Source organism: Rhodococcus sp. SBT000017, from assembly GCF_003688915.1.
Taxonomy (GTDB): Bacteria; Actinomycetota; Actinomycetes; order Mycobacteriales; family Mycobacteriaceae; genus Rhodococcoides.
The window spans coordinates 3,529,988-3,543,849 of the sequence record NZ_REFU01000001.1; the positions used below are offsets into that span (position 1 = coordinate 3,529,988).

10 protein-coding genes are annotated in these 13,862 nt (G+C 65.1%); 4 read left to right on the plus strand and 6 right to left on the minus strand.

Going from position 1 to position 13,862, the window contains the following annotated elements; genetic code table 11:
• Positions 1 to 4: 4 nt before the first annotated feature.
• The 4 genes from AYK61_RS16535 to AYK61_RS16550 are packed head-to-tail and all read right to left on the minus strand — an operon-like array spanning position 5 to position 6,646.
• On the minus strand, positions 5 to 1,651 hold the full coding sequence (locus AYK61_RS16535) for a glycosyltransferase family 39 protein (protein WP_121871594.1): 1,647 nt from the start codon (positions 1,649 to 1,651) through the stop codon (positions 5 to 7).
• On the minus strand, positions 1,648 to 3,156 hold the full coding sequence (locus tag AYK61_RS16540) for a glycosyltransferase (RefSeq protein WP_121872817.1): 1,509 nt from the start codon (positions 3,154 to 3,156) through the stop codon (positions 1,648 to 1,650). The genes AYK61_RS16535 and AYK61_RS16540 overlap by 4 nt, the downstream gene beginning before the upstream one ends.
• The gene (locus AYK61_RS16545) at positions 3,153 to 4,679 is read right to left on the minus strand and encodes a hypothetical protein (protein WP_121871595.1); all 1,527 of its coding nucleotides are present in this window, start codon (positions 4,677 to 4,679) and stop codon (positions 3,153 to 3,155) included. The genes AYK61_RS16540 and AYK61_RS16545 overlap by 4 nt, the downstream gene beginning before the upstream one ends.
• Entirely contained in the window at positions 4,676 to 6,646 is a 1,971-nt protein-coding gene (locus AYK61_RS16550) for a hypothetical protein (RefSeq protein ID WP_121871596.1), read from the minus strand. Before AYK61_RS16550 ends, AYK61_RS16545 begins: the two co-directional genes overlap by 4 nt.
• Before the next feature lie 335 nt (positions 6,647 to 6,981).
• Between AYK61_RS16550 and AYK61_RS16555 the strand changes: the two genes are divergently transcribed.
• Positions 6,982 to 8,049, plus strand: a complete 1,068-nt coding sequence (locus AYK61_RS16555; RefSeq protein WP_121871597.1) for a beta-mannosidase — start codon at positions 6,982 to 6,984, stop codon at positions 8,047 to 8,049.
• Positions 8,050 to 8,121: 72 nt separating this feature from the next.
• Entirely contained in the window at positions 8,122 to 10,179 is a 2,058-nt protein-coding gene (locus tag AYK61_RS16560; RefSeq protein WP_121871598.1) for a PhoX family phosphatase, read from the plus strand.
• A gap of 106 nt (positions 10,180 to 10,285) precedes the next feature.
• Here AYK61_RS16560 and AYK61_RS16565 read toward each other — a convergent pair whose 3' ends face one another.
• Positions 10,286 to 10,996 (minus strand): glycoside hydrolase family 25 protein, encoded by a 711-nt coding sequence (locus AYK61_RS16565; protein ID WP_121871599.1) that lies wholly within the window; start codon positions 10,994 to 10,996, stop codon positions 10,286 to 10,288.
• A gap of 195 nt (positions 10,997 to 11,191) precedes the next feature.
• Between AYK61_RS16565 and AYK61_RS16570 the strand changes: the two genes are divergently transcribed.
• Complete coding sequence (locus AYK61_RS16570; RefSeq protein WP_121871600.1) at positions 11,192 to 11,878, plus strand: thioesterase domain-containing protein; 687 nt, start codon at positions 11,192 to 11,194, stop codon at positions 11,876 to 11,878.
• 9 nt (positions 11,879 to 11,887) lie between these two features.
• On the opposite strand, the gene AYK61_RS16575 is transcribed toward AYK61_RS16570, so the two are convergent.
• The gene (locus AYK61_RS16575; protein WP_121871601.1) at positions 11,888 to 13,225 is read right to left on the minus strand and encodes an amylo-alpha-1,6-glucosidase; all 1,338 of its coding nucleotides are present in this window, start codon (positions 13,223 to 13,225) and stop codon (positions 11,888 to 11,890) included.
• 108 nt (positions 13,226 to 13,333) lie between these two features.
• Between AYK61_RS16575 and AYK61_RS16580 the strand changes: the two genes are divergently transcribed.
• Positions 13,334 to 13,849 (plus strand): DinB family protein, encoded by a 516-nt coding sequence (locus AYK61_RS16580; protein ID WP_121871602.1) that lies wholly within the window; start codon positions 13,334 to 13,336, stop codon positions 13,847 to 13,849.
• Positions 13,850 to 13,862 lie beyond the last annotated feature (13 nt).

Here is a 13,862-nt window from a genome sequence, read left to right on the forward strand (position 1 = left end):
TCGGTCAGCTCGGTACCCGGTACAGCCGCCAATCCGGCTGATCGGCACCGTCGTTCGGCACTTCCAGGACGAGTGGATACAGATCGGCGCCGTTGTCGTAGACCGTCGGATATCGCCGGTTGACCGCGTCGGACACTCCGCGGCCCTCGTTCGGCACCGTCAGCAGATACTGAACACCGGCGGAAGCCGGGTCGTTGAGGATCTTGGTGAAGTCCAGATCGGACGGAACCACGAACTGCTTCGGGTGTTCCGATGCTGCCACGATGGCGAACCCGTAGACGGTGTCGACGAGGATCGACCCGTCGGGGAGGTCCTTGCCGTCGAGGTAGGACGCCAGTCGACGTTCGGTGGAGAAGGAATCGATGACTCGACGTGCCGCCATCGCCTCGGCGTCGTCGGCCGAAGGATCCTCGTCGAGAAGACTGCCGAGCGCGAACTGCTGACTGGACAACGACGGCTGCACCATCGCCCACCCTGTCACCGGAAGAGCCAGTGCGCAGACCGTCATTGCCGCCGCCGCGGCGGCAGGGCGCAGCGGTGGGAGCACGGGGCGGTGCCTGCGGTACGCACCTGCGCGCCGGGTTGGCCGATCTCCGGCAGCCGGAAACAGTTGCACCACAACGACGGCCGCCAGCGGAATGGCACAGATGAAGAATCTCAGAAATCCGAAAGTCGAGCCGGTGATGTAGCTCGCGGCCTGGAACCCGAGCACCCCACCGAAAAGCAATGGTGCCACCACGAATTCGAGGTCTCGTCGACGCAGCGCCAGCACCACGGCGAGCGGTAGCGTCACCGACAACGTCGGTCCGAGCGCGACGACGGCACCGAGCGAGAACAGGCCGGTGCCGATCAAGTCGCCGCTGGACCCACCGGACTGCGTCAAAATCGCGGCGTTTCCGTAGCTCGACGACAGCTGGGCGAGCGCCTCACCGGTGATCAGCCAGCTCGTGGTGATCCACACCAGAAACACTGCCGTGCCGGGCCCAGCGACGAGTACCGCGTCCAGAATGGCTCTGCGGCGCATGCTTTTCCAGTGCGGCCGACCCCGACGCAGGGCCGTGACGACCGCCACCAGCACTGCGGCCAGAGCTATCGGGACGACGCCCTCGTAGCGGGCGAGGAAGGCGAGAGCCAGTGCGACGCCGGCCAGAAGGAGATCGTGAACGTCGTCGGTGTTCACCCATCGAATCAATCGGCGTACGGCCCAGCAGAGGAAGAACAGGAAGCCGGCCTCGCTCATGCCGTTGGCTCCGTAGAAGACGATCATCGGGTTGATCGCGAAGACGACGGTGATCAGGGGGCTGTATCGGCCGGGGAGTCCGCGATCTCGGCAGATGCCGTTGATCATCACCACCGCACCGGCCATGAACACCGCCGACACCGCGATGCCCGAGATGTTCCACCGGGTGATCGCCGGCCACCACGATGCGAAAGCGACCATCGGCAACTGTGCCAGGGCCGTCAACGGCGTGAAGATGAAGCCGATGGCCGACACGTGCGGATCGCGGCTGAGCAACACCGCCTGTGCCGCCGAGGTACGCGACAGCGCGTCACCGAGCAGGAATCCGAATCGCATGCTCAGCGTCAGGCCCACCGCCAGGTAACCCGCGAGCGCGCTGCCGAACACGATCCACGGTGTCCGCTGTTTCACGTGGACTTCTCTTCGCCGACCGACGGCTCGACGGCGGGGCCGGACAGGCCGTGGAACGTCTTCTCCCAGTAGGACGGATTGCGAACCAGCTGCCAACAGCCCTTGATGGAGGCCACGCTCATCATCACCCAGTACAGGGGCATCGTCAGGCTGGGAACGAGCAGGTAGGCGTTGTCGCTCTCTCGGCTCGCGATCAGATACATGTACACCGTGGCGATGTTGCCCACTACCAGAGACAGCAACGAGAAGTAGTAGATGTACGGCGGAAAGAGCTCGGCAACCAACGCCGGCTGGCCGAGAATCCATGCCGCCGTGGTGAACCAGAAGACCATGTTGATGCACGCCGTGATCGGTGTTCCCGCGAGCAACAATGTGAAGCGGTAGGTGCCGACCGGCCCGAGGGCACGAACCGTCGCGACCGGTCTGCGCATGTGCACCAACCACGTCTGCAGATAGCCCTTGTACCAACGGGATCGCTGACGGACCCAGTTGATCGGATCGCTGTTGGCCTCTTCGAGAGTGGTGGAGTCCAGCACGGCCGTCGAGTAGCCCGAGGCCGCGATGCGCACACCGAGATCTGCGTCCTCGGTGACGTTGAAGCCGTCCCAGGCTCCCACTTCGTCGATGACATCGCGTCGAAGGTGATTGGAGGTTCCGCCGAGAGGGATCGGCGAGGTGCTGGCCATCAAACCGGGCAGCAGGTACCCGAACCACAGTGCATAATCCGCGGTGAACCACCCGGTCAACAGATTCTGAGAACCGTTGTGGAACGCCAACTTCGCCTGCACACACGCCACGGTGTCGGGCAGCCGCTCGAAAGCAGCGACGACGCGACGCAGTTGCAGTCGCTCGGGCAGATCCTCGGCATCGAAGATCGTCACGATCGTCCCGGTGGCGAAATGCAATCCGTAGTTGCACGCTTTCGGCTTGGTGCGAGGATCGCCTGCGGGCACCAGGACCACGTCCACCAGATCGCTGACGCCGCTGCGCGCGGCCGCCTCGATGGTCACCTCGTCGTCTTCCTCGAGCAGTAAAAGAACCTGCAGCTTGTCGGCTGGATAGTCGAGTCCGGTCATTGCCGCGATGAGGTCACCCACCACCTCCGGCTCGTCGTACGCCGGGACCAGAATGGTGTAGTACGGCAACCGATCATCGGGAACGGCCCGGGCCTCCTCGTCGGTCACCGTGACGATCGCCGACGCGTCCAGACCACGGGAGAACAGCAGCAGGCGGTCGATCATCGCCAGCAGATACCCGATGGTGCAGACGACCGTGCCCGCGAGCAGCGTCCCGACCGGGGCGAACACTCCCCAGGCGAGGAGCAGCAGCGCCGCCCCGATCGCCGTGTACTTCTGCCAGGGAACGAAGGCAATTGCAGCGGACGCCAACGGATTTCGATCGGCCAGCCCGTTGATCGCGTCGTCGAGCGCAGTTGCTCGGAACTCTTCGGTTTCCGTTCCGACGCGCGGGGGAGTCGGCCGTTTCCCCATGGGAGTCGTGGTCATCGCGGCGCACCGTTCGCCAGGGCCCATTGCTGGCGAACGAGCCCGGTACCGAAGGTCGTCAACAGCTCACGGTCCTTGTATTCCGGATCGTCGTCGATGGAGATGGCGTTGCCCCGCAGGAAAGTGCCGATCGCCGTACCGAGGTTCGATGCCATCGACGGCATCGGTTGCGGGAACGCGGCATCGAGGTCGTGATTGTCGACGCTGATGACGGTTACACGTTGGAACACGTCGCCTCGTTGCCAATGAAACACGAGCTTGGTCCAGGTGAGCAGCAACGCGTCGCTGACCGAGGTGTAGAGCGCGCCCGTCACCCCGCGTCCGAGATCGATGGTCAGGGGTTGGCTGGTGCGCGTGTTGGTCAATCGATACAGGGTGCTCTCCGGATAGACGGCCAGACTGGCCCGATTGGTGGTCGACAGTACGTCGACCACAACGGTCCGTGGCCTCGACCGCATGTCCCACGCGGAATTGCCTTCGTCGGCGCGCATCGTCTGCCGAGTCAGAGTGGCACTGGTACCGAAGAACGCACGGACCCAATCGAATTGCTGCAAATCGATCCGGCCGAATCCGACCGGGGGCGCAAGAGGCGTCGACACCGGCCCGGGTGGTCCCAGCGGTGCCGCCACGGGGGTGCGGTCCGGTAGGGGAACGAGAGCCAGGACCGCCGCTGCCACGATCGCGACGACGATCGAGCTCGGCGACCACTTCGCCGTCGGGACAGCGAGGCGGCGCGGCTGACGCTCGTCGAATCGGCCGCGACGGGCAGCGAGATAGAAGGCGACTCCGGTGACTGCTGCCGCGCCGACGGTCGGGACGAGCTGCAGCCAGACGATGTCGATCTGCGGCCACAGTGCCAACATCAGTGCAGCAACTGCGAAACCGGACAGTGTGGTGCACACGAACCCGAGCCAGCCGCGGCGTCTGGTTCGGCCGACGGCGATGGCACCGGCGATTCCTGCCAAGAGCACCATCACCGCCGCGTATGCGAGACGGCTCCCTCCCAACCCGATGGCGACCAATCGGTAACCCAACGGACTCAATGCGAGCAGCAACAGCCAGACGGACCAGAACCGACCTACCGGCCGCAGGCCGAACATCAGTATCGCGCCACCGAAGAAGAACGCCAGCGCCGCAAGAACATCCAGGTGCGCCAGCTCGTACTGGTCGGCGTAGCGCGGCAGCCACAGCGCCTTGATGGCGATGGACACCAGCAAGCCGATCCCGCCGACGATGTTGTCGGTCTGACGATCGTGAATGGGCAGCTCGTCGGCCCTACGCCGCGCGACCCCCTGCGCCGCAACGACAGCGAGGAGTGGCAACACGAAGATGTACGCGGTGATGGCACCGTCGGACGCCTCCTGCGCCAGCCGCACCCAGGTGGGAAGGAATGCGAGAACGACACAGGCGAGGAGAACCACCCAGCGCACGACCAGGACGTCGAGCGGACGCCGTGCTCGCCACCGAGGCGGCGCACTCGGCGTCGGCTCCGCGCCGGTGTTCGGTGCCGTGTCCACCGTCATGTCGAGTCGCTGTGCCGGCTCGGCTCGGTCGTCGACCGGCGCGTTCGCAGCGCGACCACGAGTGCGCCGACGCCGGCGACTGTCAGTACCGCAAGACCGATTCCCACGACGAGCACCGTCGCTCGGTCGGGGGTGTCGTCGGACGCCGCCACGGTGTCGTCCGCACCGGACAGGGCCGCGCTGGACAGTGAGATCGGTTCGGTGTTCTGTGCGGCGAACACGATGTCGCCGTCGAGCGCGAACCACCGAGCCGGGTCGCCGTCGAGCCAGGACAACATGGCGTCGAATCGGTCCGGTGCCGAGCTCCAGGATCCCACGAGTACAGCGTTGTTCTGCACTGACGTGACCTGCACCGTCGCGAAGGGCTGAGCGGTGTCGACCGTCAATTCGGTGGCACCGCCGGCCGAGTCCGGGTCGGCGATCCGGAATGTCGTCTCGTCGATGGACGACAGCGGCAGCGTCACCGTGTCCGGCAGATCCGAGGCCGGGGCGATCACGAGCGCGGGGGCGCTACCGTCGAGCGCCTGATCCATCGACACGACCTCCGGCACGAGTGGAAGACTCGACAGACGCTGCAGTCCGGTTGCCATCGTGACCGCTCGGACGACTCCCGCGTAGGACTCGTCGGCCAGCGCAATCTCGAACTGCGGCATCAGCGCCTGTGGCATCGATCGCAGTCCCAGCGGAGCCGGTGTCGAGGAATCGGACGACCGCACCACAGTCGAACCGTCCACGGTCACACTGGTATCGGCGGCCGCGGAGCAACCACCGCTGCCCGTGGTCGGTGGATGGTCGACGGAAATGTCGAGCGTCTCGACGCGGGACAGTGCCGAATTCGGAATGTCGATCCATCGGTCGAGCCGACCGGTGTCGTCGGCCTCCCACACTGCGAGCGGTGACCCGTTCACCGTGGCCCGCACCGAGCCCGCGCCCGGCGTGTAGCTGCCGATCAGGTGCACGGACAGGTTTGCTGCGGACCGGCCGAGCCGCGTCTGATCGATCGTGATCGACGCCGTCGCCGTGGCACCGCCCGAACCGGTCACCGTGCCGATCCCGAGATCGTCGAGCGTGATCGATTCGGGTGCGAGCTGAGCTTTCGGAGCGGACGGTCCCGCCAAAGCAGAGGTGGCAACTGCAATCTCGGAAAGATCGCTGGTGATCAGGCGGGCCTGATCGGTCAGATCCGATCCGGTACCGGTGAGGTACATGCGCGGCGGGGCCTGCTCGAGGGGATAGATCAGCTCGGCCCCGGCGTCGGAGTTCTTCGCCAGGACGACCGACCTCTCGAGCGGACCGTCCGGGGCTGCTCCCTGCAGCTCGCTGTCCGGCCGAACGACGACCTGAACCGGCTGCGATCCGTAGCGGTGGACTACAGACGTCGCCACAATCGTTGCTGCGGTGATCGTTTCGCGATCCGGCTCCGACGGAACGAACACCGTGAGCTTGCGCAGCAGGACCGGCAGGAACTCCGCGACGGTGGCCGGCACAGCGAATTGTCCTGTGTAGTCGACGGACGCATCGAGGAGACGGACCGCGTCGGAATCCGGATCCGGGCAGTACCGATCGTCGGGGATCAACGATGGGATCAGGTCGAGTGCGATCACCCCGTCGACCGTCTGTGCTGCGGCGAGAGGAATCGACACCGGGGTCGTCGGTGCCGCGTTGTCGAGGGTGATGCGGGTGATCGGTCGGCCGTCCGATTCGACGTCGACCCATCCACGGTCGAGCCAGGCCGGTGTGGTCAGCACACCGGTGAGGGTCGACGGAACCGAGCCCGCGGGGGACGGAACTGTCAGCCGAGTGCGCACTCCGGTCGGATCGACGGTGGTGGATCGACCCAGGCCCAATTCGGCGAAGCTGAATCGGTTGGCATCCTGCTCGGCCGGTTGCGCCGACGCCACCGTGACCGACACAAGCATCGGAATTACAGCGAGAACTACTGCGGTGGCAACGCGAACGATTCGCATAAGAATTGGTCCAGCCTTCGATGAAAGAAATGGAAGACCATGAGGGTATCGCGCACTATCGATCTCGCACGCCCCGGAGGACAATACGCCGATGTTCGGGCCTCTCGAATTCCCTCGAGAAACAGACTGGGAGACAGGATAATTGAGATGTATCAGCGGTGCCGTCCTCGCAGGTCGAACAGGGACGAATTCAACCCGAGATATTCCACGGAAGCCGTATTCGTCACCGGGGCTGCTGTGCCGGTGTCGACGACTTCGGAATTCACCGACGGGCGTCTAGCATTACGCCGATGCGGATCGTTTCGATGTTTTCGCGGTGCGCACTCGGCACGGCAATGGTGCTGTCCTTCGCACTGAGCACCGGCGTGCCCGACGCGGCTGCGGCCCCCGAGTCCGGTGCCCGCGTCACCGCAAGCGCCGACGGTCTCGCACTCGACGGGAATCCCTGGTGGCCGACCGGGTTCAATGCCTATCAGCTCGCGACCGATTGGTCGATCAACGCAGGGTGCGGAGCGATGGTCGACCTGGACAGCTACTTCGGCGCACTGCCTCCGCATTCACTGACGCGATTCAATGCATTCCAATCTTTGGCGATCGACCGATTCACCGGCGCACTCGACTTTCGCCCGATGGACGCGGTCTTCGCGGCGGCCGAGGCACACGGACAACTCGTCGTCCCGGTTCTCTCACCACAGGACGGGGCCTGTGAGGGAAACGTCTTCAAAGGCAGGCAGTGGTACATCGACGGATGGACGACGCCCCCTGCCGTCGCCGACACGAATGCGGTGACGAGCTTCGAGCAGTGGATGCTCACCGCTGTGAACCGGTGGAAGGATTCGCCCGCGCTGGCGGCCTGGGAATTGGTCGGTGAACCGGAAACCAGCTCGTGCACCGACGCGGCGTGCTCCTGGACCACCCGAACCTGCACCGCCGATGCCGCCGAAGTTCTGCGGTCCTTCTTCGACACCGCGGGGCAACAACTCCGCTCGGTCGATTCCCACACCCTGATCACCGCCGGTCTCACCGGCGGCGGGCAGTGCGGAAGCCAGGGTGACGAGTACGAGTACCTCGCCCAGTCGTCGTTCGTCGATATGCTGCAGTACCACGACTACGGATCCGACGGCGTGCCGCTGCCAGGAGATCAATGGAACGGTTTGCAGCGGCGGATCATTCAGAGCGCTGCGGTGGGCAAACCCCTCCTGGTCGGGGAGATCGGCCAACTCGCCGGTTCGTGTGGCGACATCGGCGCTCGCGCAACGAGTATCGCCACCAAAATCGACGGCCAACGTGCCGCGGGCACAGCGGGAGCTCTGCTGTGGGCATTCGTACCCGACCCGCGGCCGGCCGAGTGCACCTACGACATCGGACCCGGCGATCCGCTGTGGCAGACGATCGGACCTTAGGGCATCCTCGTTGTCCGCGACTTCACCTGAACGTTCCTTTACTTTCGCTTTTGGGTGACAGCGTGCCCACTCATGAAGCCACTACCCTTGTTCGCTGTTCACGACGGAAGCTCCAAGCGATCATCATTGACGTGCAAGTACAAGTGCGGGGATGCATGTTTCCACGAGGTTCCCAATACGTCGAAGGGTGAGTACTTCGGCGACATCGTCAAGACCGCGATGTCGCGGCGCGGCGTCATCAAGGGCGGTGCCATGGCAGTGCTCGCCGTGGGCGCGGGCAGCGCTCTCGCGGCGTGCTCGACCGACGAGCCTGCCACCACGGGGGGCGCGACCTCGAGCACGTCGGGTGCCGACACCCCGCCCGTCGACGGCGTGGATTTCGTTGCGGTCGAACCGAACACCGAGGACGCCGTCGTGATACCCGAGGGTCACGAGCAGGCCGTCGTGATCCGCTGGGGCGATCCGGTGGTCGAGGGCGCTCCGGCGTTCGACTTCGACAACCAGACCGGTGCGGCGCAGGCGATGCAGTTCGGCTTCAACAACGACTTCGCTGGCCTGCTGCCGGTGGAGGGCACCCCGAACGCCTTCCTGCTGGTGGTCAATCACGAGTACACCACCGAGCCGGCGATGTTCAAGGGCTACGACGAGGAGAACCCGACGCGCGAGCAGTTCGACGTAGCGCTCGCCGCGCACGGTCTGACGGTGGTTCAGGTTCAGGGCGAGGGTAACTCGGGCAAGCTCACCCCAGCGATGGGCCAGTACAACCGTCGTATCACCGGCACCACGGAATTCGTCGTCACCGGCCCCGCCGCGGGCAGCGACTTCCTCAAGACCAGCACCGACCCGACGGGTACTCGCGTGCTCGGCACGTTCAACAATTGCTCGGGCGGTCTGACGCCGTGGGGCACAGTGCTCTCCGGCGAGGAGAACTTCAACCAGTACTTCGGCAATGCGGAGTCGGTCACCGAGACCGTCGCTGCAGACCGGCTCGCCCGCTATGGCATCGAGGGTGCCGCCAGCGATCGCAAGTGGGAGACCTTCGACAAGCGCTTCGACCTTGCACAGGAACCCAACGAGCCCAACCGATTCGGGTACATCGTCGAGGTCAACCCGTGGGATCCGCAGTCGGCTCCGATCAAGCACAGTGCGCTGGGACGCTTCAAGCACGAGGCCGCCACCATCTACGTCACCGACGACGGCACCGTCGTCGCCTACAGCGGCGACGACGAGCGCTTCGACTACATGTACAAGTTCGTCTCGAGCCGCAAGATGATGCCCGGCACCGGTGCAGCCGCGATGCGAAACAATCTGACGCTGCTGGACGCGGGCACGCTGTACGTCGCAACGCTCACCGGCGACTCCCCGGACGAGATCGACGGCTCCGGCACCCTTCCCGCCAGCGGCGAGTTCAAGGGCACCGGAACGTGGATTCCGTTGCTGCGCACCAACGAGGACGGCCGCGGCGAGTCCATGGTCGACGGCATGAACGCCGAGGAGGTCGCGGTGTTCACCCGCCTGGCCGGCGACAAGGTGGGCGCCACCAAGATGGACCGTCCGGAGGACTTCGAGCCCAACCCGGTGACCGGCAAGGTCTACGTCGCGTTGACGAACAACTCCAACCGAGGCACCGAGGGCAAGGCAGCCGCCGACGAGGCCAACCCCCGCAACACCAACAAGAACGGCCAGGTGCTCGAGATCGAAGACGACCACGCGGGCACGTCCTTCACCTGGAACCTGCTGCTGGTGTGCGGTGACCCGAACGAGGCCGACACGTACTTCGGCGGCTTCGACAAGAGCCAGGTCAGCCCCATCTCGTGCCCGGACAACCTGGCGTTCGACTCGAAGGGCAACCTGTGGGTCTCCACCGACGGCAACGCCCTCGACTCCAACGACGGCCTGTTCGCCGTGGTGCTCGACGGGCCACGCCGAGGTGAGACCCGTCAGTTCCTGACGGTTCCCGCCGGCGGCGAGACCTGCGGTCCCATCGTCTCCGACGAGCGGGTCGTGGTGTGTGTGCAGCACCCGGGCGAAAGCGACGACGCCACCGCCGACGCACCGATCTCGCATTGGCCCGACGGCGGCGACACCCAGCCGCGGCCCTCCGTCGTCGCAGTGTGGAAGTCGGCGTAGCAGTTCAGGATCGACAGTGAACCGAAGGCGCCCGTAGTCGAAGACACTCGACTGCGGGCGCTTTCGCGCTACCGGAGTGGTTGCGAGACGTACAGGTAGACGGGCGTCACCACCGAGCGAGTGCGCGCAGCGATTCGGGTGTGCCCGCATAGTGATTGATGTCGGTACGCCCGTCGATTCCGGGAATCGTGCCGCGGTCGGTGAACTGCCAGAACAGCCAGTTCGTCCAGCCTCCGGGCAGCGGCCCCAGCTCGTCGTTGTAGTCGGCGATCCACAACGGATAGTTGTTGAACTCGTGGGTGTCGGCCATCGCTGTCCGCCAGAAGTTCGGATAGGTGTAGATGATCGGCTGACGTCCGGTCAGCGTCTGGACGGTATCGAGGTACCGGTGCGTCCAGTCGATCACCTCGGCCGGCGACCTCCCCTTCGCATCTTCGAGGTCGAGCACCGGCGGCAGATCACCCGGACCGTTGATGCCCAGCACCAGTGCCGAGTAGTACGCGCCCTGCAACTCGGGTGAGAGCGTCACATCGGCGTAGTGGTACGCCCCGCGCGCCACGTTCGCCGTGCGCATGACGACGGAGTCCTCGACGAAGTACGGGTTGACGTAATCCAGACCCTCGGTGGCCTTGACCATCGCGAATCCGTGGCCTGCAGCCTTGACGGCGTGCCAATCGATCGCGGTGCCGTCGATGTGTTGCCACGACGAGACGTCCGGGCCCTGCGGAACGGCCGACGCGATGCCGGGCGCAGCACAGGCGATGACACCGGCCGAGAACAATCCGAACAGGGCACGCGACGTGCGGGAGAAGACCACTCGGGTGAGATTAGGGGCCCGGACCTGGGCACTCAATGGTGAACAGTCACTAATGCGTTCTGTCCACAGACGTGGTTGAGTCCTCGGTAATGAGACGTGGGTAACACTCACGCCGCCGGCAGCGACATACCCAGAGTCGGCACGAACAAACCCAATGGAAACACGAACTACATCTCTTGGCTCGGAGGCGCACCCATGACTGTCGTGAACGATCTATCGCATCTGGCTCTCACGGAACTCGACCCGTCCGACTACGCGGTGCCGACCATCGCGCCGATCCGAACCACCGGAGACCTCGATCCCGTGTTCTGCATCCACCCCTTGGTGGGCCTGGTCGATTGCTACGCGGGCCTGGCAGCCCACGTCGACGACGACCGCCCCATCTACGGCGTCCAGGTACCCGCGTCCGGTGAGCGTGCCGAGTCCCTCGCAGCATTGGCGGCGCAGTACGCCGACGACATCGTTCGCATCCAGACCGACGGCACCGTCCACCTCCTGGGCATGTCGTTCGGTGGAGTTCTCGCCCACGCCATCGCCGTCGAACTGCAGAACCGGGGCGTCACCGTCGGCGCACTGACGTTGCTCGACAGTGACCCTGTCCGGGCCCGCGCCGAGAGTGCCGATCTCCTCGGAGCCATGGGCGACGAGATCGATCGCAGCCACGTCGAGGAACTGCTCGCCGTGGCGTCGCACAACGACGAACTGGTTCAGCGCCACCTGCCCGGCATCTACTTCGGCAACGTCCTCGCCGTCTCGTCCCTCGGTACCGATTCCGGTTCCGCGTGGCACCCCTTCGTCTGCGGCACCGTCGCCAAGTACCTCGTGCCCGACGCCACCTCGTTCGACGTCGTCGGCCCCCTCGTCGACAGCTACCTCGGCTGACCTTTCTCGCTACCCCAGCCAGTCCAGCACGGCCGCGGCCGTCCAGGATTGCTGCATGCTGCCGAGCGGCTTGCCGGTGAACGGCTCGTAATACTCGGCGAAGCTGCCGTCGCTGGCCTGGCGCAAGCCTTCGTCTCGCAACGACAGTGACCGCTCCGACCACCCACGACGCGCGAACGCCCACGAGAACAGCCACGTCATCACCGGCCATACCGGGCCGCGCCAGTACTCACGGGCACGGAAGTCCTTCGACACCGGGGACGTGGATGGCGGAACCGCGTACCGCAGATCCGGATGCCCGCAGAACCGGGTGCCCTCGAAAAGCCGAATCAGGTTGCGTTCCTGTTCGCGGGGCAGTCCGCCGCACAGCAACGGTGCGAACATCGCGATGGTCTCGGTGCCGATCCATTGGCCCGTCCGCAGATCGAAGTCACGGGCCCCACCGGAGCGCGCGTCCGTCGTCGCGATGACTCCCTTGCGGAACTTCTCCGCCCACGACCGCAGCTCCCGAACATCGGAGTGGGGACGCGAATGGTCTTCGCCGATGGTCGCGAGCACATCGCATGCCACCGCGAAGATGGCGCTGACGAACACATCCTCGACGGCGAAGCTCATCTTCGTCTTCAATGCATCGTCGTCGTACCCGACCTGCTTCATCTCCTCCACCAGCCAGATGTAGCGGTCGTACTCGAGATTGCTGGGCCGCTGGGAGGAATCGGAGATCACCGCCTTGTCCTCTCGGAAATACGGATCCATCTCTCCGGGAACCACATTCGCGTAGGCCGAATCCCAACGTGGCGAATTGTCCATCCCCGACTCCCAGCCGTGGAAGACCGCGATTCGTCCGTTGTCGTCGACATCGCGGGCCTGGGCGAGCCATCGATGCCACCGCACCAGATCACCCCAGCGGCGATCGAGAAACTCCTCGGCGACGGCACGCGTCGTACGTCCGTGGCGCTTGGAGTGATCGAGGATGCGCTGCACCGCGATCGCGTGGACCGGCGGTTGGGTGATCCCCGAGGTCTGCGGGCTCATCGGTGCGTGCGACGCGAGCGTGCCGGTGGCCCACCGCGCAGGCCCGGGGAAGTAGCCGTCGACACCGTTGGCGAAAACGATGTGCGGAATCATCCCGTTCTTCCACTGCGCGGAGAGCAAGGTGTCCATTTCCACCACGGCCCGCTCCACGCTCAGCGGAGCCAGCCCCACGGAGACGAACGCCGCATCCCAGCTCCACATGTGCGGATACAGCCGCGGGGCCGCGCTGGTCATGGTGCCCAGGTCGTTACCCCTGAGCAGATATGCCGCGCGCGCCGCCAGCTGCGTGGAAGTGAAACCTCGATCGCCCATGCATATAGTTTGCGTCCGCGCGCGCGATTCCGCTTGTTTCGATTGCGGACCGAACCTGTCCTCGATTGTTCCTAGTGTGGGTTTCACCAGCCCACCCAGGAGGAAACAATGACCACCGAGAACACCGACATCACCAAGATGCTCGACGAACAGCGCGCGAATTTCCTCATCACCGTCCGCGGAATCGACGACGAGCAGGCGCGCGCCCGCACAACCGCCAGCGAACTGACCCTCGGCGGGCTGCTGCATCACGTGATCAACAACGAACGGCACTGGATGAAGGTGATCGCCGATCTCGACGACACAGCCGAGTTCGACATGGAATCCGCCGGCGGCGAGTACGTCATGGCGGACGACGAAACCGTGGCGGGGTTGATCGCCGAATGGGAAGAGCTGGCAAGCGCTACCTCGGCTGCGTTGGAGATCTTGGACCTCGACCTGTCCGTCCCGGTCCCGACGGCACCCTGGGCACCCGAACGCATCTGGCAGAGCGCACGATTCACGGTGCTGCACATCCTGCGCGAGATCTCCCAGCACGCGGGACATGCCGACATCATTCGCGAAGAACTCGACGGAGCGAACACCACCCAGACCTGGGCGGCCGCGGCGGGGATGAGCTTCTAGCTAACCTGGCTTC

Excerpts from the sequence above, each read along its gene's own strand:
- AYK61_RS16560 (WP_121871598.1), top strand. The coding sequence starts at position 8,122 with ATGAAGCCACTACCCTTGTTCGCTGTTCACGACGGAAGCTCCAAGCGA.
- AYK61_RS16550 (WP_121871596.1), bottom strand. The coding sequence starts at position 6,646 with ATGCGAATCGTTCGCGTTGCCACCGCAGTAGTTCTCGCTGTAATTCCG.
- AYK61_RS16540 (WP_121872817.1), bottom strand. The coding sequence starts at position 3,156 with ATGACCACGACTCCCATGGGGAAACGGCCGACTCCCCCGCGCGTCGGA.
- AYK61_RS16555 (WP_121871597.1), top strand. The coding sequence starts at position 6,982 with ATGGTGCTGTCCTTCGCACTGAGCACCGGCGTGCCCGACGCGGCTGCG.
- AYK61_RS16570 (WP_121871600.1), top strand. The coding sequence starts at position 11,192 with ATGACTGTCGTGAACGATCTATCGCATCTGGCTCTCACGGAACTCGAC.
- AYK61_RS16575 (WP_121871601.1), bottom strand. The coding sequence starts at position 13,225 with ATGGGCGATCGAGGTTTCACTTCCACGCAGCTGGCGGCGCGCGCGGCA.
- AYK61_RS16580 (WP_121871602.1), top strand. The coding sequence starts at position 13,334 with ATGACCACCGAGAACACCGACATCACCAAGATGCTCGACGAACAGCGC.
- AYK61_RS16545 (WP_121871595.1), bottom strand. The coding sequence starts at position 4,679 with ATGACGGTGGACACGGCACCGAACACCGGCGCGGAGCCGACGCCGAGT.